At 38.5% G+C, this 20739-nt stretch carries 28 protein-coding genes; 25 read left to right on the top strand and 3 right to left on the bottom strand.

What is annotated here, in order from left to right; all coding sequences use genetic code 11:
• The 23 genes from rplN (at nt 1) to Q4D72_RS02095 (ending at nt 15250) form a co-directional block, all read left to right on the top strand.
• Nucleotides 1–369 carry a 50S ribosomal protein L14 gene (gene rplN, locus Q4D72_RS02205; protein ID WP_066431429.1) on the top strand — a complete coding sequence of 123 codons (369 nt, stop codon included), beginning with the start codon at nt 1–3 and terminating at the stop codon, nt 367–369.
• A gap of 18 nt (nt 370–387) precedes the next feature.
• The gene (gene rplX, locus Q4D72_RS02200) at nt 388–699 is read left to right on the top strand and encodes a 50S ribosomal protein L24 (RefSeq protein ID WP_303075783.1); all 312 of its coding nucleotides are present in this window, start codon (nt 388–390) and stop codon (nt 697–699) included.
• A 2-nt stretch (nt 700–701) separates the two neighbouring features.
• Complete coding sequence (gene rplE / locus Q4D72_RS02195) at nt 702–1253, top strand: 50S ribosomal protein L5 (protein ID WP_303075782.1); 552 nt, start codon at nt 702–704, stop codon at nt 1251–1253.
• Nucleotides 1254–1257: 4 nt separating this feature from the next.
• On the top strand, nt 1258–1527 hold the full coding sequence (gene rpsN / locus Q4D72_RS02190; protein WP_013996569.1) for a 30S ribosomal protein S14: 270 nt from the start codon (nt 1258–1260) through the stop codon (nt 1525–1527).
• 20 nt (nt 1528–1547) lie between these two features.
• Complete coding sequence (gene rpsH / locus Q4D72_RS02185) at nt 1548–1946, top strand: 30S ribosomal protein S8 (protein WP_303075781.1); 399 nt, start codon at nt 1548–1550, stop codon at nt 1944–1946.
• Between the two features lie 18 nt (nt 1947–1964).
• Complete coding sequence (gene rplF, locus Q4D72_RS02180; protein WP_303075780.1) at nt 1965–2507, top strand: 50S ribosomal protein L6; 543 nt, start codon at nt 1965–1967, stop codon at nt 2505–2507.
• Between the two features lie 11 nt (nt 2508–2518).
• Nucleotides 2519–2875 (top strand): 50S ribosomal protein L18, encoded by a 357-nt coding sequence (gene rplR / locus Q4D72_RS02175; RefSeq protein ID WP_303075779.1) that lies wholly within the window; start codon nt 2519–2521, stop codon nt 2873–2875.
• Between the two features lie 6 nt (nt 2876–2881).
• On the top strand, nt 2882–3406 hold the full coding sequence (rpsE, locus tag Q4D72_RS02170) for a 30S ribosomal protein S5 (RefSeq protein WP_303075778.1): 525 nt from the start codon (nt 2882–2884) through the stop codon (nt 3404–3406).
• Nucleotides 3407–3419: 13 nt separating this feature from the next.
• Complete coding sequence (gene rpmD / locus Q4D72_RS02165; RefSeq protein ID WP_303075777.1) at nt 3420–3602, top strand: 50S ribosomal protein L30; 183 nt, start codon at nt 3420–3422, stop codon at nt 3600–3602.
• A gap of 17 nt (nt 3603–3619) precedes the next feature.
• Complete coding sequence (gene rplO, locus Q4D72_RS02160) at nt 3620–4072, top strand: 50S ribosomal protein L15 (RefSeq protein ID WP_303075776.1); 453 nt, start codon at nt 3620–3622, stop codon at nt 4070–4072.
• An 11-nt stretch (nt 4073–4083) separates the two neighbouring features.
• Nucleotides 4084–5427: a preprotein translocase subunit SecY gene (secY, locus tag Q4D72_RS02155; RefSeq protein WP_303075803.1), complete on the top strand. Its 1344-nt coding sequence runs from the start codon at nt 4084–4086 to the stop codon at nt 5425–5427.
• Between the two features lie 4 nt (nt 5428–5431).
• The gene (gene infA / locus Q4D72_RS02150; RefSeq protein ID WP_303075775.1) at nt 5432–5647 is read left to right on the top strand and encodes a translation initiation factor IF-1; all 216 of its coding nucleotides are present in this window, start codon (nt 5432–5434) and stop codon (nt 5645–5647) included.
• A 248-nt stretch (nt 5648–5895) separates the two neighbouring features.
• Entirely contained in the window at nt 5896–6012 is a 117-nt protein-coding gene (gene ykgO, locus Q4D72_RS02145; RefSeq protein ID WP_040353965.1) for a type B 50S ribosomal protein L36, read from the top strand.
• A gap of 2 nt (nt 6013–6014) precedes the next feature.
• Nucleotides 6015–6389, top strand: coding sequence for a 30S ribosomal protein S13 (gene rpsM / locus Q4D72_RS02140; RefSeq protein WP_303075774.1), 375 nt, complete (start codon nt 6015–6017; stop codon nt 6387–6389).
• Between the two features lie 12 nt (nt 6390–6401).
• A complete protein-coding gene (gene rpsK, locus Q4D72_RS02135) occupies nt 6402–6806 on the top strand; it encodes a 30S ribosomal protein S11 (protein ID WP_303075773.1) in 405 nt (134 codons plus the stop codon).
• An 86-nt stretch (nt 6807–6892) separates the two neighbouring features.
• Entirely contained in the window at nt 6893–7498 is a 606-nt protein-coding gene (gene rpsD, locus Q4D72_RS02130; protein WP_303075772.1) for a 30S ribosomal protein S4, read from the top strand.
• Nucleotides 7499–7520: 22 nt separating this feature from the next.
• Entirely contained in the window at nt 7521–8513 is a 993-nt protein-coding gene (locus Q4D72_RS02125; RefSeq protein ID WP_303075771.1) for a DNA-directed RNA polymerase subunit alpha, read from the top strand.
• A gap of 32 nt (nt 8514–8545) precedes the next feature.
• Nucleotides 8546–9019, top strand: coding sequence for a 50S ribosomal protein L17 (gene rplQ / locus Q4D72_RS02120; RefSeq protein WP_303075770.1), 474 nt, complete (start codon nt 8546–8548; stop codon nt 9017–9019).
• 249 nt (nt 9020–9268) lie between these two features.
• Nucleotides 9269–10222, top strand: coding sequence for a PhoH family protein (locus tag Q4D72_RS02115; protein ID WP_303075769.1), 954 nt, complete (start codon nt 9269–9271; stop codon nt 10220–10222).
• A gap of 22 nt (nt 10223–10244) precedes the next feature.
• Entirely contained in the window at nt 10245–11111 is an 867-nt protein-coding gene (locus Q4D72_RS02110) for a sugar phosphate nucleotidyltransferase (RefSeq protein WP_303075768.1), read from the top strand.
• A gap of 88 nt (nt 11112–11199) precedes the next feature.
• Nucleotides 11200–12255: a phosphotransferase gene (locus Q4D72_RS02105; protein ID WP_303075767.1), complete on the top strand. Its 1056-nt coding sequence runs from the start codon at nt 11200–11202 to the stop codon at nt 12253–12255.
• Nucleotides 12256–12334: 79 nt separating this feature from the next.
• Nucleotides 12335–14845 carry a DUF5686 family protein gene (locus Q4D72_RS02100; RefSeq protein ID WP_303075766.1) on the top strand — a complete coding sequence of 837 codons (2511 nt, stop codon included), beginning with the start codon at nt 12335–12337 and terminating at the stop codon, nt 14843–14845.
• 27 nt (nt 14846–14872) lie between these two features.
• A complete protein-coding gene (locus Q4D72_RS02095; RefSeq protein ID WP_303075765.1) occupies nt 14873–15250 on the top strand; it encodes a hypothetical protein in 378 nt (125 codons plus the stop codon).
• Between the two features lie 50 nt (nt 15251–15300).
• Here Q4D72_RS02095 and Q4D72_RS02090 read toward each other — a convergent pair whose 3' ends face one another.
• The 3 genes from Q4D72_RS02090 to Q4D72_RS02080 all read right to left on the bottom strand — a co-directional run bounded on the left by Q4D72_RS02090 (nt 15301) and on the right by Q4D72_RS02080 (nt 17855).
• Nucleotides 15301–15987 (bottom strand): L-2-amino-thiazoline-4-carboxylic acid hydrolase, encoded by a 687-nt coding sequence (locus Q4D72_RS02090; protein WP_303075764.1) that lies wholly within the window; start codon nt 15985–15987, stop codon nt 15301–15303.
• Nucleotides 15988–16056: 69 nt separating this feature from the next.
• Nucleotides 16057–16770: a hypothetical protein gene (locus tag Q4D72_RS02085; RefSeq protein WP_303075763.1), complete on the bottom strand. Its 714-nt coding sequence runs from the start codon at nt 16768–16770 to the stop codon at nt 16057–16059.
• 140 nt (nt 16771–16910) lie between these two features.
• On the bottom strand, nt 16911–17855 hold the full coding sequence (locus tag Q4D72_RS02080; RefSeq protein ID WP_303075762.1) for a hypothetical protein: 945 nt from the start codon (nt 17853–17855) through the stop codon (nt 16911–16913).
• A gap of 433 nt (nt 17856–18288) precedes the next feature.
• Between Q4D72_RS02080 and Q4D72_RS02075 the strand changes: the two genes are divergently transcribed.
• Nucleotides 18289–19971: a glutamine--tRNA ligase/YqeY domain fusion protein gene (locus tag Q4D72_RS02075; protein ID WP_303075761.1), complete on the top strand. Its 1683-nt coding sequence runs from the start codon at nt 18289–18291 to the stop codon at nt 19969–19971.
• 56 nt (nt 19972–20027) lie between these two features.
• Nucleotides 20028–20729 carry a hypothetical protein gene (locus Q4D72_RS02070; RefSeq protein WP_303075760.1) on the top strand — a complete coding sequence of 234 codons (702 nt, stop codon included), beginning with the start codon at nt 20028–20030 and terminating at the stop codon, nt 20727–20729.
• Nucleotides 20730–20739 lie beyond the last annotated feature (10 nt).

Genomic DNA, 20739 nt, shown 5'->3' with positions numbered 1-20739 from the left:
ATGGTACAACAAGAATCAAGATTAAAAGTAGCCGATAACACCGGAGCAAAAGAAGTATTGACTATCCGCGTATTAGGTGGAACAAAACGTCGTTACGCTTCGGTAGGTGATAAAATTGTAGTAACTGTGAAGGAGGCAACTCCTAACGGAAGCGTGAAAAAAGGGCAGGTTTCAACCGCAGTAGTGGTGCGAACCAAAAAAGAGGTACGCCGTGCTGATGGCTCTTACATTCGTTTTGACGAAAACGCCTGCGTTCTTTTGAATGCAGCGGGTGAGATGAGAGGGACACGCGTTTTTGGTCCTGTTGCAAGAGAACTTCGTGATAAACAATTTATGAAGATTGTGTCATTAGCGCCTGAGGTGCTTTAATTTTTAATAACTGAATTGATGAAACTAAAAATTAAAACTGGAGACACAGTACGTGTAATGGCTGGTGAGCACAAAGGTTCAGAAGGCAAAGTACTACGTGTTGATCGCGAGAAGAATAAAGCGATTGTTGAGGGAGTGAATTTGGTGTCAAAGCACACCAAACCAAGCGCTCAAAATCCGCAAGGAGGAATCGTTAAAAAAGAGGCTTTTATTCACATTTCAAACCTTTCGTTAATTGACCCCAAAACAAAACAACCTACACGCGTTGGTTTTGAGGAGCGAAACGGTAAAAAAGTGCGAATTTCTAAAAAATCTAATGAAGTAATATAGTTATGGCATACGTACCCAGACTAAAACAAGAATACAGAGAGCGCATCGTGGCGGCTCTGAAAGAAGAATTTGGCTATAAAAATGTAATGCAAGTGCCTAAGCTCGAGAAAATCGTTGTGAGTCGTGGTGTTGGTTCAGCAGTGGCTGACAAAAAACAAATCGATTACGCCGTTGAGGAGCTTACCAAAATTACGGGACAAAAAGCAGTAGCAACTTATTCTAAAAAAGACGTTGCTTCGTTTAAACTCCGTAAAGGAATGCCCATCGGGGCAATGGTTACCTTGCGTGGTGAGCGAATGTACGAATTCTTAGACCGATTGATAACTGCGGCTCTTCCGCGAGTAAGAGATTTTCAAGGAATTAAGGCAACAGGTTTTGACGGGCGAGGAAACTACAACTTAGGGGTTACTGAGCAAATTATCTTCCCTGAAATTGACATTGACAAAATCAATAAAATTGCAGGTATGGATATTACTTTCGTAACTTCGGCTCAAACCGACAAAGAAGCCAAATCATTATTAAGCGAATTAGGATTACCTTTTAAAAAGAACTAAGTATATGGCTAAAGAATCAATGAAAGCCCGTGAGGTGAAAAGACAAAAATTGGTAGCAAAATATGCCGCAAAACGCAAGGCTTTAAAAGAAGCAGGTGATTATGAGGCACTTCAAAAACTACCGAAAAACGCATCGCCGGTTCGTTTACACAATCGTTGTAAATTAACGGGTCGCCCCAAAGGATATATGCGTACATTTGGAATTTCACGTGTTTTGTTCCGTGAAATGGCTAATAAAGGATTAATTCCGGGCGTGAAAAAAGCAAGTTGGTAATAATTAAAAGGACAAAGAATATGTACACAGATCCTATAGCAGATTATTTAACAAGAATTAGAAATGCGAATAATGCCAAGCATAGAGTGGTTGAAATTCCTGCATCGAGATTAAAAAAAGAAATTACAAAAATTTTATTCGACCAAGGATATATTTTGAGCTATAAATTTGAAGATAATGCCGTTCAAGGTACTATCAAAATAGCTTTGAAATATGACAAAATCACCAAAGAGCCTGTCATTAAGCACATCGAAAGAGCAAGCAGACCGGGGCTTCGTAAGTATGCCGGCGCTGATAACCTTCCTCGCGTGTTAAACGGATTGGGAATTGCCATCATTTCAACTTCAAAAGGAGTAATGACAGGTAAAAAAGCCAAAGAACTTAACATTGGCGGTGAAGTAATTTGTTATGTTTACTAATAAATAAAAGACAAAAAAATGTCAAGAATAGGTAAAGCACCCATCAAAATTCCGGCGGGCGTTACAGTAACCATCAATGGCGCTGTCGTAACCGTTAAAGGAAAATTAGGCGAATTGACCCAAGAGGTTAAAGACATTGCTGTAAAGCAAGAAGATGGACAATTAGTGTTAGAGCCTACCGCTCAAACCAAAGACCAAAATGCAAAACACGGTTTGTACCGCGCATTGCTTAACAATATGGTTGTTGGTGTGTCGGAAGGATTCACTAAAGAATTAGAGTTAGTCGGGGTTGGATACCGCGCTTCAAATCAGGGGCAAAAATTAGATTTGGCACTTGGTTTTTCTCACAACATCGTTTTGGAATTGCCGCAAGAGGTAAAACTTGAAACCGTTAATGAGAAAGGTAAAAACCCAATTATTAAATTAACTTCACACGACAAACAGCTGGTAGGGCAAGTGGCGGCTAAAATCCGTAGCTTCCGTAAACCAGAGCCTTACAAAGGAAAAGGCGTTAAGTTTGTGGGCGAAGTGTTGAGAAGAAAAGCAGGTAAATCAGCTTAATAGTTAGAACAATGGCATTATCAAAATTAGAAAGAAGACAACGTATTAAAAGTAGAATCAGAAAAGTAGTGAACGGTACTACGGAGCAACCTCGTTTGGCGGTGTTCAGAAGTAACAACGAAATCTATGCGCAAATCATAGATGACACAAAAGGAACTACTTTGGTAGCTGCATCTTCAAGAGATAAAGAAATCAGTACTGCAAAAATGACTAAATCAGAAAAAGCAGCATTGGTTGGGAAAGCTATTGCAGAAAAGGCTTTGGAACAGGGTGTTGAAAAAGTAACTTTTGACCGAGGAGGCTATTTGTACCACGGTAGAGTAAAATCATTGGCTGACGGAGCAAGAGAAGGCGGACTTAAATTCTAAAAAACTATGTATCAGAAATATAAAAATGTAGAATATGTAAAACCAAGCGGACTTGAACTAAAAGACCGTTTGGTAGGAGTTCAACGTGTTACCAAAGTAACCAAAGGAGGACGTGCGTTCGGGTTTTCGGCTATCGTTGTAGTAGGTGATGAAAACGGTGTTGTAGGGCACGGGCTAGGCAAATCAAAAGAGGTTGCCGATGCCATTGCCAAAGCCGTTGAAGATGCGAAAAAGAATTTAGTTCGCATTCCGCTTAACGGAACTACCTTGCCACACGAGCAAAAAGGAAAATTCGGAGGTGCCCGCGTGTATTTACAACCGGCAACCGAAGGTACCGGAGTAATTGCAGGTGGAGCGGTGCGTGCCGTTTTGGAGGCTGTGGGTGTTCACAACGTACTTTCAAAATCACAAGGGTCATCAAACCCTCACAACGTGGTGAAAGCTACTTTTGATGCATTGTTGCAGTTGCGTTCAGCAAAAACAATTGCTGCCCAACGCGGAATTTCGTTAGAAAAATTGTTTAAAGGTTAATATTCGAAAAGCAATGACAAAAGTAAAAGTAACTCAGATTAAAAGTAGCATCAAGCGCCTAAAAGACCAAAAATTGACTTTGCAGGCTCTTGGACTCAAAGGAATAGGAGGCACGGTTGAGCATCAAGCAACGCCGAGTATCTTAGGAATGATTAATAAAGTAAAACACTTAGTTTCTGTTGAAGAAATTAAATAATATTTTTATACAAAGTTATGAACTTGAGTAATTTACAACCTGCAGAAGGTTCAATTCATAGAGAAGGGAAGCGCGTTGGTCGTGGGCAAGGTTCCGGAAAAGGCGGAACCGCTACACGCGGGCACAAAGGGGCAAAATCTCGTTCAGGTTATTCTAAAAAGATTGGCTTTGAAGGAGGACAAATGCCTTTGCAAAGACGCGTACCAAAATTTGGTTTCAAAAACTTTAACCGTAAAGAGTATGTAGGTATCAACCTTGGGCAATTGCAAAACTTGGTCGACACCGGTAAAATTACCGATTCGGTTGATTTAGAAACCTTAGTTCAACTTCGTTTAGTTAAGAAAACCGATTTGGTTAAAATTTTGGGCGGAGGAGAGTTAAAAGCAAAATTAAAAATATCTGTTCATAAGTTTACGGCAAGTGCCAAAGCGGCTGTTGAAGCGGCGGGAGGCGAGGCTGTAGCTTTGTAATGCATTAAATTATTATGAAGTTTATCGAGAACCTAACCAATATATGGAAAATAGAAGAGTTAAGAAACCGAATTATCTTAACTCTCGGGATTTTGTTAGTGTATCGTTTCGGAGCGCATATCGTTCTGCCGGGTATTGATTCGGCTCAGTTACACGAGTTGGCATCAAGAACGTCAGGCGGCGGATTGTTGGATATTTTAAACGCATTTACCGGAGGGGCTTTTGCCAATGCCTCCGTTTTTGCGTTGGGAATTATGCCGTACATTTCCGCTTCAATTGTGGTACAGCTGATGGGAATAGCCATTCCGTATCTGCAAAAACTACAAAAGGAAGGTGAAAGCGGGCGACGAAAGATAAATCAAATTACTCGATGGCTTACCATAGCAATATGTATTGTTCAAGCACCCGTTTATCTCTACGGAATCAATCAGTTGGGAGTTCCTGATAGCGCTTTTGTTTTAGGAAAAGGTCCTGAGTTTATTGTTCCCGCAGTACTCATTTTGGTAACCGGAACTATTTTTGCGATGTGGTTGGGTGAAAAAATCACAGACAAAGGGATTGGTAACGGTATTTCGTTACTTATTATGGTGGGGATTATTGCTCGTCTTCCGTTGGCTTTTGCAGCTGAATTTGATGCCCGTGTGGCACAATCAAACGGAGGTTTGATGATGATTCTTATCGAAATCATTATTTGGTTTGTAATTATTTTGTTGTGTATTTACCTAATCAAAGCAACGCGTCAAGTACCGGTTCAGTATGCCCGCAGAACGGCTGATGGTAGTGTGGCGGTTGAGAAAAATGTTTTTGGTGCACGTCAGTATATTCCCTTGAAGTTGAATGCTTCGGGGGTAATGCCAATCATTTTTGCACAGGCGCTAATGTTTGTGCCGGCTGCCTTGGCAGGACTTTCAAAGTCAGAAACGGCATTGAGCATTCAGCAGGCGTTTAGCAATATATTTGGTTTTTGGTATAACTTGTTGTTCGCGACAATGATTATATTGTTTACCTATTTTTATACGGCTATTACTGTGCCTACCAACAAAATGGCTGATGATTTAAAACGAAGTGGCGGATTTATCCCGGGTATTCGTCCGGGTAAAGAAACCGGTGATTATTTGGATAAAATAATGTCGCTTATCACCTTTCCGGGATCAATTTTCTTGGCTTTGATAGCTGTTTTTCCGGCATTTTTGAAGGTAATCGGGATGCAAGACAGTTGGGCGTTGTTCTATGGCGGAACCTCATTGCTGATTTTAGTGGGGGTTGCCATCGATACGGTGCAACAGGTGAATTCATACTTACTAAATCGTCATTACGACAGTTTGATGAAAACGGGTAAAAACAGAAAGGCTTAATCATATGGCGAAACAAGCAGCGATTGAACAAGACGGTACAATCATCGAAGCATTATCAAATGCGATGTTTCGGGTGGAGTTAGACAACGGGCACGTGGTAATTGCTCATATCTCAGGGAAAATGCGTATGCACTACATCAAATTACTTCCCGGTGATAAAATAAAGTTAGAAATGAGCCCTTATGACCTAACAAAAGCTCGGATTACGTATCGCTACTAAAAGAAAGTGTTTGGGTGTTATCGGTTTTTTGTATTGAATTTTGATAAAAATCTTTGTCAAAGTGATTTAGCTTTGACAAAGATTCTTTAATGCGCTAATAGATTGAAAATAAGTGTCTTTAGTGTAAATTGTAAAAGTCAAAATTTTTTATGGGACAGCCGTGCTTGGTATTTATTTAAAAAATTACATAATAAGTTCAAAATATTTTGTAGTTTTGCAAACTCTATTGATAAAATCACAATAAAGAAATGAAAGTTAGAGCATCAATTAAAAAAAGAAGCCCCGAGTGCATTATTGTGCGTAGAAAAGGGGTGTTGTACGTAATTAACAAAAAAAATCCTAAATTTAAACAAAGACAAGGATAATTATGGCAAGAATTGCAGGTATTGATTTACCAAAAAACAAACGTGGTGTTATTGGATTAACCTACATTTTTGGTATCGGAAAAAGTAGAGCTCAGGAAATTTTAGCAAAAGCTCAGGTAAATGAAGACAAAAAAGTAAACGAATGGGATGATGCCGAAATCAACAGCATTCGTGAGGTAGTTTCGTCTTATAAGATTGAAGGCGAGTTGCGTTCTGAAATCCAGTTGAACATCAAGCGTTTAATGGATATTGGTTGCTATCGCGGAATCCGTCACAGAATCGGGTTGCCGTTACGTGGACAAAAAACCAAGAACAATTCTCGTACAAGAAAAGGTAGAAGAAAAACTGTTGCAAACAAGAAAAAAGCAACTAAATAATAAGTAGTTACTATGGCAAAATCACATGCAAAATCAAATGCAAAGGCTTCTAAAAAGAGAAAAGTAGTTGTTGAAGCAGTGGGCGAAGCACACGTTTCGGCTACCTTTAATAACATTATCATCTCTCTTACAAATAAAAAAGGAGACGTTATTGCTTGGTCGTCAGCAGGGAAAATGAATTTTAGAGGTTCAAAAAAGAACACGCCTTATGCTGCACAGGTAGCCGCGGAAGATGCTTCAAAAGCAGCTTTTGATGCAGGACTTCGAAAAGTGAAAGTATATGTTAAAGGTCCCGGAAACGGACGTGAGTCTGCTATCCGAACCATTCACAATGCAGGGATTGAAGTAACTGAAATCATTGATGTTACTCCGCTTCCTCACAACGGTTGTCGTCCTCCTAAAAGACGTAGAGTTTAATTCGTTGAATAATAACTAAAACGAAAGGTGTTTGATTATCGAAGGAATGCCTTAATTCATAATCCCTTTCATTTAAAAAATTAATAATGGCAAGATATACAGGTCCAAAAACAAAGATAGCCCGTAAGTTTGGTGAGGCTATTTTCGGTGATGATAAATCTTTTGAAAAGAAAAATTATCCACCCGGGCAACACGGTATTGCCCGTCGTAGAGCAAAACGCTCAGAATATGCAATTCAGTTGCAAGAAAAACAAAAAGCAAAATACACATACGGAATTTTAGAAAAACAATTCCGTAATTTGTATGAAAAAGCAAAACGAAGTAAACACGTTACCGGTGAGGTGTTGTTACAACTTTGTGAGTCGCGTTTAGACAATGTAGTGTATCGTATGGGGATTGCTCCTTCACGCAGTGCGGCGCGCCAGTTGGTTTCACACCGTCATATCACGGTTAACGGCAATATCGTAAACATCCCTTCATACACACTCAAACCGGGTGATGTGGTTGGTGTTCGTGAAAAATCAAAATCACTAAGCGTTATTGAAAATTCATTGGCAGCTAACAACACTGTTTACGAGTGGATTACTTGGAATACTGAAAAGTTGGAAGGTACTTTTGTTGCTGTGCCTCAGCGTATTCAAATTCCTGAAAATATTAAAGAACAGTTAATCGTAGAGTTGTACTCTAAATAATAAATAAGACAGCAGTCAAATTATGGCATTATTCAACTTTCAAAAACCCGATAAAGTTATAATGATTGAATCATCCGATTTTGAGGGGCGATTTGAATTTCGTCCGTTAGAACCCGGATACGGTTTAACAATAGGTAACGCATTACGTAGAGTTATGCTCTCTTCGTTGGAAGGTTTCGCAATTACTTCCGTAAAGTTTGATAAGGTAGGGCACGAGTTTTCTACCATTTCAGGCGTCGTGGAAGACGTTACCGAAATCATCTTAAATTTGAAACAAGTGCGTTTCAAACAACAAGTAGAGGATATAGAGAATGAAACAGCAACGATTTCTGTTTCAGGAAAAAAACAGTTGACTGCCGGTGATTTTCAAAAATATCTTTCAGGATTTCAAATCTTAAATACAGATTTGGTAATCTGTAATATGGAACCATCTGTAACCTTCAACCTCGAAATAACCATCGAAAAAGGGCGTGGGTACGTTTCGGCAGAAGAAAATGCAAATCCAAATGCAGCTATTGGTGTTATTGCCACCGATGCTATCTTTACGCCGATTAAAAACGTAAAATACGCCGTTGAGAATTATCGGGTTGAGCAAAAAACCGATTATGAAAAGTTGGTTTTTGAAATCAAAACAGATGGCTCAATACATCCAAAACAGGCTTTGACAGAAGCTGCCAAAACATTGATTCACCATTTTATGTTGTTCTCAGATGAGCGTATCACGTTAGAGTCTGACGAAATTGCTCAAACTGATGTATACGACGAGGAGTCATTGCATATGCGTCAGCTTTTGAAAACCAAATTGATGGATATGGATCTATCGGTTCGCGCACTTAATTGCTTGAAAGCAGCCGAAGTAGAAACATTGGGTGATTTGGTTTCGTTCAACAAAGCTGATTTGATGAAATTCAGAAATTTTGGTAAAAAATCACTTACAGAACTTGACGAATTGGTTGCCAACAAGGGGTTGACTTTCGGTATGGATTTGTCAAAATATAAATTAGATAAAGATTAACAATCGCTTTTGCGTTATTTAATTAAGGAAAAATGAGACACGGAAATAAAATTAATCATTTAGGAAGAAAAACAGCTCACAGAAAGGCGATGCTTGCCAATATGGCTTGTTCACTCATTGAGCATAAAAGAATAAATACCACCTTGGCAAAAGCAAAAGCCTTGAAGCTCTTTGTTGAACCTTTGGTGACAAAATCAAAAGAAGATACGACTCACAATCGTCGTGTAGCTTTTAGCAGATTAAGAAATAAATATGCTGTAACAGAGTTGTTTAAAGAGGTTTCAGTGAAGGTGGGCGACAGACCCGGAGGGTACACCCGCATCATCAAACTCGGGAATCGTTTGGGTGACAATGCTGAAATGGCACTTATTGAGTTTGTTGATTACAACACTACGTACAATGTAGAGAAAGCTGCGGCTAAGAAAAAATCAACACGTCGTGGTAAGAAAAAATCAACAGATGCACCTGCGCAAACAGAAACTCAAAAAACTGAAACAGCAGAATAATATCAGTAGATTTTATACTTTGAAAAGCTATTCCGTATGGAATAGCTTTTTTTATGACTTTTTTAGAACTTAGCATAAAAAGTTTATTTTCAATGTTTATTCAGCCTTAAAACAAATTGAATAATCCGTACTTTTTGATAAGGTAATTTAAAATATATTTTAACCGATTTTTCTTGTGAATTTGCATTTTTTTTTTTAAACTTGCAACGTGATTTTTCTAAAATAACAAACATAAAAAAACAATAAATTGTGAACGAAATTACCTTAGAATTAACGGATATCAGTCCGCAGCAGTTTTTTGGAGAAGAGGAGATTAATATCAAAAAAATCAAATCATTTTTCCCGAAACTGAAAATCGTGGCACGTGGTAATAAAGTTTTGGCATTTGGCGAGCAGGAGCTGCTCAAAGATTTTCAGCAGAAAATGCAATTGCTCATCAAACATTACGGCAAATACAATCGGTTAGACCAGCGTTCGATTGATTCTATTTTAAACGGAAATGAAGAGCCAATTGAATTGACTGAAAAAAATAATGCCGACACGATTCTGCACGGCGTAAACGGAAAAATCATTCGTCCGCAAACCAAAAATCAGTTTAAATTGGTGGAGCTGATGAAGAAAAACGATATGGTTTTTGCCGTGGGACCCGCCGGAACCGGAAAAACCTATATGGGTGTAGCCTTGGCGGTTAAGGCCTTGAAAGAAAAACAAGTAAAACGAATTATACTGACGCGTCCGGCAGTGGAAGCAGGTGAAAATCTCGGTTTTTTGCCCGGTGATTTAAAGGAAAAACTCGACCCGTATATGCAGCCACTTTACGATGCCTTGCGCGATATGATTCCGTATGAAAAACTCGCCGGATTTATTGAGGCGGGCATCATTGAAATTGCGCCTTTGGCGTTTATGCGCGGGCGAACCCTTGATAATGCGTTTGTTATTTTGGACGAAGCTCAAAATACCACGCACGCACAAATGAAAATGTTTCTGACCCGTATGGGGCGAAACGCCAAATTTATGGTAACGGGTGACCCCGGACAGATTGACCTGCCCCGTCGCGTGTCTTCCGGATTAAAAGAAGCCTTGCTCATCCTGCGAAACGTAAAAGGCATCGGTATTTTGCATTTAGACGACAAAGACGTGGTGCGTCATCCGTTGGTAAAAAATATTATCGAAGCTTATAAAAGCATCGAAAACATAGAATAAATGAATATAATATAAAAAAAATATGAATACAACATTAGTGATTTTGGCTGCCGGATTGGGTAGTCGTTTTGGTTCAGACAAGCAATTGGAAGGAATTTATAACGGAAATTCGTTATTCGATTACGGAATTTACGATGCCCTTGAAGCGGGTTTTTCTGACGTGGTGATGATTATTCGCACTGAAATTGAAGAGCTTACCAAAAAACATTTGGAAAATCGTTTTAAAGGATTGCCCGTTTCGTTCGTGTTTCAAAACTTGCACAACCCCAAAGGCATTGAGCGTCAAAAACCTTGGGGAACAGGGCACGCAATGCTTTGTGTGAAAGACGTGGTGAAAAATCCGTTTTTGATTATCAATGCCGATGATTACTACGGAAAAGATGCCTTTTCATTTATGGCAAAAGCCTTAAAATCAGGTAAAAATAAAACGTTTTTCTCTGCCGGATATTTGCTTAAAAATACGTTGAGCGAAAACGGAACGGTTTCACGTGGAGTTTGCAACGTAAACAAAGATAATCACTTACAATCAATCGTTGAGGCTACCAAACTCAGAAAAATAGATGAAAATACGGCAATTGATGAAGAAACAGGAACGAAATATGACATCAATTCATTCGTTTCGATGAATTTCTGGGGCTTTACGCCTGAAATTTTCCCGATGACGGAAAAACTTTTTGCCGATTTTGTTGAAGCAAACCGCGAAAAACCCAAAGCCGAGTTTTTCATTCCGTTAATCGTTCAGCACGCCATTGAAAATGAGGGATATGTATTGGAAGTGCTTCCAAACAACGATGCTTGGTTTGGAATGACTTACCGCGAGGATTTGGACAAAGTGAAAAACGAAATCAAAAATCTGACCGAAAAAGGAAAATATCCACAGAATTTTTAAATACGCTTAACTTTGTCAAAGTTGAAAACTTTGACAAAGTTATTCTTTTGAAAATCATAGTTATATAAATAATTTAAATATAGTAATAATGAAAAACACAGCTGAAAAAATTGCGCCTTTGTTTGATTTTAAGGGCGAAATCCTATCGGTAACACCTTTCGGGAATGGGCATATCAATTATACTTTTTTGGTAAAAACCACCGAAGATGAATACGTTTTGCAAGGCATTAACACCAATGTTTTCAAAAAACCGTATGCCATTATTAAAAACATTGAATTGTTGTGGGAAACAGAGCCTTCTAACAAAATTATTCTCAATATGTTACCTGTTAAAACGGGAGGATACTCGGTTGATGCGGATAATGCCGTTTGGCGTGCCGTTCCGCTGGCAAAAAACTATACGGCTTTTGAGTTTGTGCAAGAGGCGTGGCAGGCTGAAAAAGCGGCTTCTGCCTATGCAACGTTTATCAAAACATTCGAGAAAATCGATACTGCCAAATTGGAAGACACAATTCCTGATTTTCACAACGGATTGATGCGTTATGCACATCTGGAAGCGGCATATGCACAAGCAAAACCCGAGCGTATCGAAAAAGCGCAACATTTGTATGATTTTGCAAAATCGCACAAGGTGATTTTTGATGAAGTTAAAAAGGCGGTTGATGAAAAACGCATTCCCATACGGGTAACGCATAACGATACGAAAATCAATAACGTGTTGATTAACAACGATAATCCGGATGATTTTAAAGTAATTGATTTGGATACGGTAATGCAGGGAATCTTGCTTTATGACTTTGGTGATATGGTGCGCACTTCGGTAAGCCCTACCAATGAAAATGAGCTTGACGACTCAAAAATTGTGTTCAATACTTCATTTTTTGAAGCCATCTGTAAAGGATTTTCGGTAATGAAAGACGTGATGACGCCAACGGAAAAAGAAATGATTTTGGACGGAGCTAAGTATATGATTTTCATCATCGGTGTTCGTTTCCTTACTGATTATTTCAATAACGACATCTATTTCAAAACGCATTTTGAAGACGAGAATTTCATCAGAGCAAGAAACCAATTTGTGCTTTTACAACGTTTGGAAGAAAAAGAGACCGAATTGCGAAAAATTACGGCGGCTTGCTTTAAATAAAAATAGTTGTTTTTGACAAAACTGTCTGGAAAAGGGTTATATTTGCCCCGTTTTCAGGCAGTTTTAATTTATAATTCATATGAAAAAATACATCTACGCACTACTTTTTTGGTTGCCCTTTTTAGGCTTTTCACAAATAAAAATTGAAGGAAAAGTGATTGATGAAGACGGAAATCCAATTGCTTACGCCAACGTTATTTTTCCAAAAACCACCAAAGGAACTTCAACCGACCTTGACGGAAGGTTCTCCTTGTATTCCGATAAAAAACAAAAAGTGATTGAAGTTTCGTTCATCGGTTACGTTACCAAATCCGTGCATTTAAAGGGCGAAGACCTTCGTAATCTGGTAGTTGTCTTGACCGAAGGTGAAGAACTCAGTGAGGTAGTTGTTGTGGGAAAACCCAAAAAAGCACTTTCAAAAAAAGAAAATCCGGCGTACCGAATTTTGCAGGGAATTTGGAAAAACAAAAGCAAAAAAGGATTGCAAAATGCTGATTCATATGAATATAAAAAATATACGGCTGTTGAAATGGGGCTGAATAATTTAGATTCCGTTTTTTTAAAAGAAACCTTGGGGCGCGATTATGACACGGTGCGTAAAATGCTTTCCGAAAAGAAACATAAAAACACGTTTTCAATGCCTATCTATCTGAAAGAGAGCGTTGAAAAAGTGTATCAAAATAACAAATCCAACAAAACACGCACCGATGTGGAAATGGAACGTTCACAAGGCATTACCCAAAAAGGATTTGGTTTAGAGCGTTTTAGCAGGGCTTTTGATGAATTTAATATTTATGACAATTCATATCTTATTTTAAATCAAGCATTTGTAAGCCCGTTGTCGGAATTTGGTTACAGCACCTATCACTATGTGCTTAACGACACGATACGGACAGACGAGCGCAATTTTTACCGTGTTTTCTTCTTCCCGAAAACCGATGAGGATTTGGCTTTGGAAGGGCATTTTGTAGTAGATGATAAATCATTTATTGTTAAATCAATAGAAATGCGAACCACCGCCAAAACCAATATTAATATGGTACGCGGAATGTTTTTTGAAAAGCATTTCAAAATTGAAAATGACAGCGTGTATGTTCCTGAAAAAGAGATACAAGAGGGGGATTTTACGTTGCTCACCAAAAACGATTATGAAAAAGGGTTGTATATCCACAACGTAATTGAATATTCAGATGTGTTGCTGAACAAACCCAAATCCGATTTATTTTACACCGAACAGACCGTTTTGCGCAGTAAAGGGCAATCGCGAAAAGACAGTGTTCATTGGTTGGAAACCCGAACAGAAAGCTCTGAAAGTCTGCTAAAAACACAGGCACTTATTGAAAAAATAGGGGGTACGCCTCGTATAAAAGCCGTTACTGATGCCATTGATTTCATAGGTTCGGGCTATTTGTCGCTGACAAGTTACCTGCAAGCGGGAACTTATTGGCAACTCTATGAAGCTAATGATGTTGAAAAACACCGTTTTAGGCTGGGATTCAGAAGTTTTGTAACCACCGAAGACCGCTTTCGAACTTATTTTTACGGAGCCTACGGAACGCGTGACAAAAGATTTAAGTACGGGTTGAGTGCCAGTTACTTACTAACGGAATATCCACGTATAACCCTTGGAGCGATGTATCAAAATGATTATCTGCAACTTGGGCGAAACAACGCTTTCAAGGGCGAATCGGATATGAGTTTTAGAACAATAGCCAACGCTGTTATCAATCGGGGCGATAATTATTTTTTAACCGAAGCCCAACGCGTGCAAGCTGCCATAACGTACGATATCCACAACAATTTTAAAATTACGTTTTTCGGGCGTCATCAAAGGTCAAAACCTGCCGATACCGAACACTTTTCAATAGCATATAAAGATGTTGATAACCAAAAAGTTATTTCAGAATATACCGATTTTAATTCAGGAATCAGCATTTCATACACACCCGGTAGAAACGTCTACGGCGAAGGCGTGGAACAGCGCTATGGCAAAAAACTTTTTTCAACCTACGCATTCAAGTACACCAAAGCCGCCAAAGGAGTTTTTAACAGTGCGTTTGATTATGACAAAGTAGAAATTTTGCTGAGTAAACCATTGCCTTTATGGGGATTAGGTATTTTACACACAACCATTGAAGCCGGAAAAATATTCGGGAATGCACCCCTTACGGGACTCGCGCCAACACCCTCCAATCAATCCTATTCGGTGGGGAAAAACGTTTTTGCTTTGTTGGATTATTATGATTTTGTGTCAGATACTTACATCAACGGGCATTTTGAGCATCATTTTAACGGGCTTATTTTCAATAGAATACCTTGGGTGAAAAAGCTGGGATTACGGAGTTTGGTTTTTGCCCGATTTACCCTCGGAACGATTTCCGACAAAAATAAGACCCTCAATGCCACCAACTTGCTGTACAACGCTCCCGAAAAACCTTACTGGGAATACGGTTTTGGTATTGAAAATATCGGACTTGGGAATTTCCGTTTTGTGAGGATTGATTTTGTTTGGCGTAGTGATTTTAATGACGTCAACGGCGTGCGAAACCCTAAATTTGGCATTCGAGTGGGGATAGCACCGACATTTTAGTAAAATAACTATTTAAAAATCAGTAGTATGATTCTGACCACTTCTGAAAGCCATCGCAATTGCCCTACGGGATACAGCGTTTATGCTTTGAATGAAAATTTTTGTATGTTTTCAGGCGATAAGGGAACGCATATTTTTATTCCGGATGTTGATTTTGAGTATGTTAAAAATGAATTTCAGACGTTTTATCCGCGTGTAAATCCGTTGTTTGATGAGTTGGAAACACAAATCGATCCCACTTCCGATAATGTGTTTGACCGAGAAACCTGCCGAGCCATTATTGAAAAAATCCAACAGAAATTATTTGAAAATGAAAGTATTACCAAGTTTGCACAGGATTTGGTTCATTGGCTCAATCAGCGTTTGGAATATGCCCCGTACATCAATTTTTACGGAAATTTGTAAACGAAACAAAATATACCGAAAGGATTTTAAGAAGTTGTGTTTTCTTAATTTCACTTCCCAAAATTTGGATTTTCTTCTTTCATAAACCAAAACTGACAACAATTTCCGGAGGCGAAAGTAACGGGACGCACGAAGCGAACACCGTGTTTTTCGGGTTTTATGCCGTTTATCCAAGCCAAATCCATTCGGCAGAGAAGCGGTTGGAGGTCGGTTCGGTCTAAAAGTTGCAAAGTTTGATGAAAAAGGCACTTTTTGATATGCAAAACATAACCAAAATCGCTGTCGATGGGGCGTTCAAACGAAAAACTATCGCCAAAATAGTCTTTTTCTCGGTTTTTGGAGATGTTTACCAAATTTTTTAACGGATTTTCAGCGGAATCAAGTATTTTTTCAGTGCCTTCCACTACGAAATTATAAATCGGAGCGTTGATGCTTTTTTCCGTTTGGAGCATCGCCGTTTTTTGCGGAACGCCAACTTGCAAGAAGGCTTCGTACAGCGAAACTGCCAAAACCGCAAACGACACATTTCCTTTGTCTAAATCGTTGTTAATGAGTGGTTTTGCTTTTTGGAGATTTTCCGAGAATCGGATTTTAAAAATGTTTTCAAACGACTCAAAATCGGACTCTTCTAGCCAATTTTGATTTTTGATATGCCGAAACGCCTCGTTTTGTATCCACTGAAACACTTCCCAAGGCGAAAAGCTATTTTCCTGATAATGTGTGTTTTTATTTGCCATAAGCTGAATTTTGTTTTACGGCAAAAGTATGGAGTTCGTCAGTGGAAAAAGTTGCGAAATGGCAATTAATCAGGTTGTTGTTATTTTCTTTATAGCAAATTTCATATATTCCGAAATTCGTTTATTTCTTTTATCTATCAAATTGATTATATGACTTTTATAAGACTTGTATTCGGAAGCATTTAAAGGAAAAGGGGGGCTTTTAAAATCATCAAAAGGTAACGAAAAATGTACTTGGCCTTGCGAATTGATGAAATCTTGCAATAAGAAAAAGTTAATATACCCTTCAAAATCAACAAATAAATCAAAAAAGAATTTGTAATTGCTCAAAATAGCGGAAAGCGGATTGGATTCATTTATGTAGAAACGCCTTATACATTCAAGTGTCAAATCAAACCGATCGCCTATTTGCGGGTGAATACCTCTTGCTTGATTGATAGTCAGACCCTTATGCTTATGGGCTGGAAAAATAATATGTCCTCCCATTGTTCGCACTTTGTACATAAGTTGTTCTCTTTCAAGTTCTGAAAGCCACGGGTCAAATTTATTGTTGTACTTTTCACTAAAATGAGGACACATTCTATCGCTTGACAAATTCATACAGAGATTATTACGCAATAGCAATCTGTTATTTCCTTGAATATCAATAATAAGCAAGTCTTCATTTGGAAGTTTTTTACTCCATAGTATTTTATGTATTTCGTATAATTTTCGACTATCTGTGTCGGGGTCTCCACATTTACTGTCTATTCTAAAATCAAAATTTACATTAAATTCTTGCATTTTATATACTATTTCATTCTTTCTACTCTACTAATCGAAAACTTACGCTGAGCATTGAGGCGAGGTCTTTTTGTTTTACTTTTTTAATGAAATTGGGGTACTCAAAAAGGGCTTGGTAACGGTTTTTGGCGTGAGACATTTTATTCTATTTTATTTACAATTTTCCCACTATAAGCAAAATTCGAATTAAAAAATAATTCTGGGGAATTGATTATGGTGTTATTAAATAAAAAAGCGAAATGAATTTTGTAAAAATTAATCAATGGTTTTTGATTTTGAATCTGAATTCGCAACGGAGATTTAGGATACACAAAAATAGGGTCTTTTAGTGCTATAACTTGCTTGTCTATATCGGTGTAGTTAAAATTAAAATCTATTAAAAACCTTTTTGTAGGTTTTAAAATGCCATTAGGTCGAGGTGGAAATCCTCCACGAGCCACAGCAAGTGTTTCACAAAATCCTTCAATTGAATTTAGGGTAATTGTATTGTCCGAATTGTTTATAAAACTAAAATCAAAGACTGGTAGTTGGTTTCTGTCTTTTATGTTATTGAAAATGAATAATCTGTCATTTTTATCTGATTTTTGGTAAATGGACTTATTTAGAACTTCTATTCGTGCAATTTCTACGGAATTATTCCTAAACGGATAATATTTGTTTACAATGTTGCTGTAAAGAAAAATTTCATTGCTAATTTTAGACCAGCTCCATAACTCTATCACACAGGCAATTCCGTTAGTAAGCAAAAGCGTGTTCAAATAATCTTGTATTTTAGTATCATTTTGTATCGTTGTTGCAATAATGATTTTTGATGGGCTAAATCCATTTGAAAAGATATTACCTATGTCTCTTTTTATTTCTTGTACAAATTGTAATTTTGTTTTACGGTCAAAAAGGTTAATAGTTCTTAATTTACATTGAATTATTATGTTTAATTCACAAGAAATAATATCGATTCCTTTTTGATTTTGTCCTTTTCTTCCGTAAAGAATGAAATTTGAGGTTTTATATGTATGATTGGCTAAATCACAAATTAGATTTTCAAAAATTTCAAAACTTTTTGGTAAAGGAAGCTCGTATATCATCTTATTTTGTTTTTTGCAAAAGTATTATATTTCTTTGTTTCTATAAAAGTTTCATCTTTACTTCTGATATAAATTTTAAGTCTTTAAGAAGTTTTTAAAAAGCATTTCAATCAAATTTATTCGTTGTCTCTTTTTTACCCTGTTAATCGAAAATTTGCTTCGAGTATTGAAGTGAAGTTTTTCTGTTTCTCAGTTTTCTAAAAACCGTTGAACGCACAAAAAAACTTTTATCCCTACAACGCAATGTAAGGGCAAATTGCAATTGCTTCGCCAGTTCGCGTTGCTCGGGTCGCCCCTATGATGTGCCGAAACCTATGTTCCTATGTGGTTCATTTCTCCCTCTCCTTGGGAGAGGGTCGGGGTGAGGAATTTCACATTGTACTGCGTATAATTCTCAAAAAATCTGTACATTTGCATTTTAATTCCAGAAAAAATGTCAGAAGAACAAAAATCAAATAATTTTATTGAAAATATTATCGAAGAAGATTTGTCTAATGGGTTTTCTTCCAGTAAGTTGCGTTTTCGTTTTCCGCCCGAGCCAAACGGCTATTTGCACATCGGACACGCCAGTTCCATCTGCCTCAACTTCGGACTGGGTTTGCGGTACAATTCGCCTGTAAATCTGCGGTTTGACGATACCAATCCGTCCAAAGAAGAACAAGAATACGTCGATGCCATCAAACGCGATGTGGAGTGGCTCGGATTCCGTTGGGAAAGAGAGTGTTACGCTTCCGATTACTTCCAACAATTGTATGATTGGGCGGTGCAGCTCATCAAACAAGGAAAGGCGTATGTCGATGGGCAAACTTCCGAAGAGATTGCAAAACAGAAAGGTACGCCCACACAGGCAGGGGTGGAAAGTCCGTTCCGAAACACGTCCGTTGCCGAAAATCTCGACCTTTTCGAGCGAATGAAAAACGGCGAATTTGAAAACGGAAAATACGTGCTTCGTGCCAAAATCGATATGGCTTCGCCCAATATGTTGATGCGCGACCCGATTATTTACCGCATTATGCACTCGGCTCATCATCGCACTGGAAATCAGTGGTGTATCTATCCGATGTACGACTGGGCTCACGGTGAAAGCGACTATTTGGAACAGATTTCGCACTCGCTTTGTACCCTCGAATTTTTGCCTCACCGCGAGTTGTACGACTGGTTTTTAGACCAGATTTACGATGAAAAATTGGTTCGCCCTAAACAACGCGAATTTGCTCGTCGCAACCTCTCGCATACGGTGGTGAGCAAACGAAAATTGTTGCAGTTGGTCAATGAAAAACACGTTTCGGGCTGGGACGACCCGCGTATGCCTACCATATCCGGCTTACGCAGAAGGGGTTACACGCCTGAATCGATTCGCAAGTTTGCCGAAACCATCGGAATTGCCAAACGCGAAAATCTGATAGATGTCTCATTATTAGAGTTTTGCATTCGCGAGGATTTGAACAAAAAAGCCAATCGCGTTATGGCAGTGCTTGACCCTGTTAAGGTACTGATTACCAATTACCCGGAAGAAAAAGAGGAGTGGCTCGATGCCGAAAACAATCCAGAAGTAGAGCCGATGACGTATCGCAAAGTACCGTTTTCGCGTGAAATTTACATCGAAAGAGAAGATTTCCGTGAGGAAGCAAATAATAAGTTTTTCCGTTTGAAATTAGGAGGCGAGGTACGTCTGAAAAATGCGTATATCATTAAGGCTGAGAGCGTTGTAAAGGACGAAAACGGCAATATCACCGAAATTCACTGCACCTATGACCCCGAAAGCCGCAGCGGAAGTGGAACGGAGGCGAGCAAACGCAAGGTAAAAGGTACATTACACTGGGTATCAGTCCCTCACGCTTTGGAAGTGGAAGCACGAATTTACGACCGCCTGTTTACCGTTGCCGAGCCTGACCGCCAAGAGGGCAACTTTTTGGACTATGTAAATCCGGATTCGCTCAAAGTAACGACCGCCTATGCCGAGCCGAGTTTGAAAGAAGCCCAAGTAGGGGAAGGCTTTCAGTTTCAGCGATTGGGATATTTCAGTCTCGACCCTGATTCCACTGCCGAAAAACTGGTTTTCAACAAAACCGTCGGTCTCAAAGATACCTGGGCGAAAGTGGAAGAAAAACAATAATTTACGCAAAGGCAATGAAACTCGTTGCCTTTGTCTTATTAATAACCAATTAGGAAATGAAAAATCAATTTTATCTTTTTATCAGCTTTGTATTGTGTTGTTTTTTAGCTTCTTGCAGTTCTGTTAAGTTAGATGGCGGAACTAAAAATGCAAGCCAAGTTGGGCAAATAAATGATATAACACTTATTGCCAAAACAGAAAAAATCCAACATCAATCCAAAAAGATAGGGCGTTTTGTGTTAAAAGAAGATTTTAACATCGAATGGAGCAATATCAGAAAAAAGATGACCGATTTTGCCAACGCAAATGGCGGTAATTTGTTTGAAATATCCGAAATCGGTTTTGGAAAGAAAGGACACGTTTTTTATGTAGAAGGGGAGTTGTGTTACAACGAAAATCTAACGGAAATCCGTTCGCAATTTGATAACACTTGTGCCGTAAATATTATTTATCCGAGTTTTGGGGCGGTTTTGACTTTTCCGGTAGATATTGAAATTGAGAAAGATATATACAAAAAAGTAACCTACAAAGAAAAAGCTATTAGAAAAGAATTTGCGGATTGCAATCAAGAAACTACAATTTTTGTCAATAAAACTAAAAATATAGTGAAACTCAACGGAATGTCGAAATATTTTTTCATTCAGCGTGAAGGAGGAATGACGGCTACCGCAGGAGGAGTAGGAGTGAGCGCTGGCGGTTTTATTCTGACAGAGATAGAAGATGCTGATTTTGGTAGAGTTATGACCTTGTTGCATTAAAAACGATTTG

The organism is Capnocytophaga sp. (genome assembly GCF_030532915.1).
Lineage (GTDB): Bacteria > Bacteroidota > Bacteroidia > Flavobacteriales > Flavobacteriaceae > Capnocytophaga.
This window is presented reverse-complemented; position numbering and strand designations above follow the sequence as displayed.

Bases quoted from the DNA above. Each gene is read 5' to 3' on its own strand.
- rplN (WP_066431429.1), top strand. From the start codon at position 1: ATGGTACAACAAGAATCAAGATTAAAAGTAGCCGATAACACCGGAGCA.
- rplX (WP_303075783.1), top strand. From the start codon at position 388: ATGAAACTAAAAATTAAAACTGGAGACACAGTACGTGTAATGGCTGGT.
- rplE (WP_303075782.1), top strand. From the start codon at position 702: ATGGCATACGTACCCAGACTAAAACAAGAATACAGAGAGCGCATCGTG.
- rpsN (WP_013996569.1), top strand. From the start codon at position 1,258: ATGGCTAAAGAATCAATGAAAGCCCGTGAGGTGAAAAGACAAAAATTG.
- rpsH (WP_303075781.1), top strand. From the start codon at position 1,548: ATGTACACAGATCCTATAGCAGATTATTTAACAAGAATTAGAAATGCG.
- rplF (WP_303075780.1), top strand. From the start codon at position 1,965: ATGTCAAGAATAGGTAAAGCACCCATCAAAATTCCGGCGGGCGTTACA.
- rplR (WP_303075779.1), top strand. From the start codon at position 2,519: ATGGCATTATCAAAATTAGAAAGAAGACAACGTATTAAAAGTAGAATC.
- rpsE (WP_303075778.1), top strand. From the start codon at position 2,882: ATGTATCAGAAATATAAAAATGTAGAATATGTAAAACCAAGCGGACTT.
- rpmD (WP_303075777.1), top strand. From the start codon at position 3,420: ATGACAAAAGTAAAAGTAACTCAGATTAAAAGTAGCATCAAGCGCCTA.
- rplO (WP_303075776.1), top strand. From the start codon at position 3,620: ATGAACTTGAGTAATTTACAACCTGCAGAAGGTTCAATTCATAGAGAA.
- infA (WP_303075775.1), top strand. From the start codon at position 5,432: ATGGCGAAACAAGCAGCGATTGAACAAGACGGTACAATCATCGAAGCA.
- ykgO (WP_040353965.1), top strand. From the start codon at position 5,896: ATGAAAGTTAGAGCATCAATTAAAAAAAGAAGCCCCGAGTGCATTATT.
- rpsM (WP_303075774.1), top strand. From the start codon at position 6,015: ATGGCAAGAATTGCAGGTATTGATTTACCAAAAAACAAACGTGGTGTT.
- rpsK (WP_303075773.1), top strand. From the start codon at position 6,402: ATGGCAAAATCACATGCAAAATCAAATGCAAAGGCTTCTAAAAAGAGA.
- rpsD (WP_303075772.1), top strand. From the start codon at position 6,893: ATGGCAAGATATACAGGTCCAAAAACAAAGATAGCCCGTAAGTTTGGT.
- Q4D72_RS02125 (WP_303075771.1), top strand. From the start codon at position 7,521: ATGGCATTATTCAACTTTCAAAAACCCGATAAAGTTATAATGATTGAA.
- rplQ (WP_303075770.1), top strand. From the start codon at position 8,546: ATGAGACACGGAAATAAAATTAATCATTTAGGAAGAAAAACAGCTCAC.
- Q4D72_RS02110 (WP_303075768.1), top strand. From the start codon at position 10,245: ATGAATACAACATTAGTGATTTTGGCTGCCGGATTGGGTAGTCGTTTT.
- Q4D72_RS02105 (WP_303075767.1), top strand. From the start codon at position 11,200: ATGAAAAACACAGCTGAAAAAATTGCGCCTTTGTTTGATTTTAAGGGC.
- Q4D72_RS02100 (WP_303075766.1), top strand. From the start codon at position 12,335: ATGAAAAAATACATCTACGCACTACTTTTTTGGTTGCCCTTTTTAGGC.
- Q4D72_RS02095 (WP_303075765.1), top strand. From the start codon at position 14,873: ATGATTCTGACCACTTCTGAAAGCCATCGCAATTGCCCTACGGGATAC.
- Q4D72_RS02090 (WP_303075764.1), bottom strand. From the start codon at position 15,987: ATGGCAAATAAAAACACACATTATCAGGAAAATAGCTTTTCGCCTTGG.
- Q4D72_RS02085 (WP_303075763.1), bottom strand. From the start codon at position 16,770: ATGCAAGAATTTAATGTAAATTTTGATTTTAGAATAGACAGTAAATGT.
- Q4D72_RS02080 (WP_303075762.1), bottom strand. From the start codon at position 17,855: ATGATATACGAGCTTCCTTTACCAAAAAGTTTTGAAATTTTTGAAAAT.
- Q4D72_RS02075 (WP_303075761.1), top strand. From the start codon at position 18,289: ATGTCAGAAGAACAAAAATCAAATAATTTTATTGAAAATATTATCGAA.
- Q4D72_RS02070 (WP_303075760.1), top strand. From the start codon at position 20,028: ATGAAAAATCAATTTTATCTTTTTATCAGCTTTGTATTGTGTTGTTTT.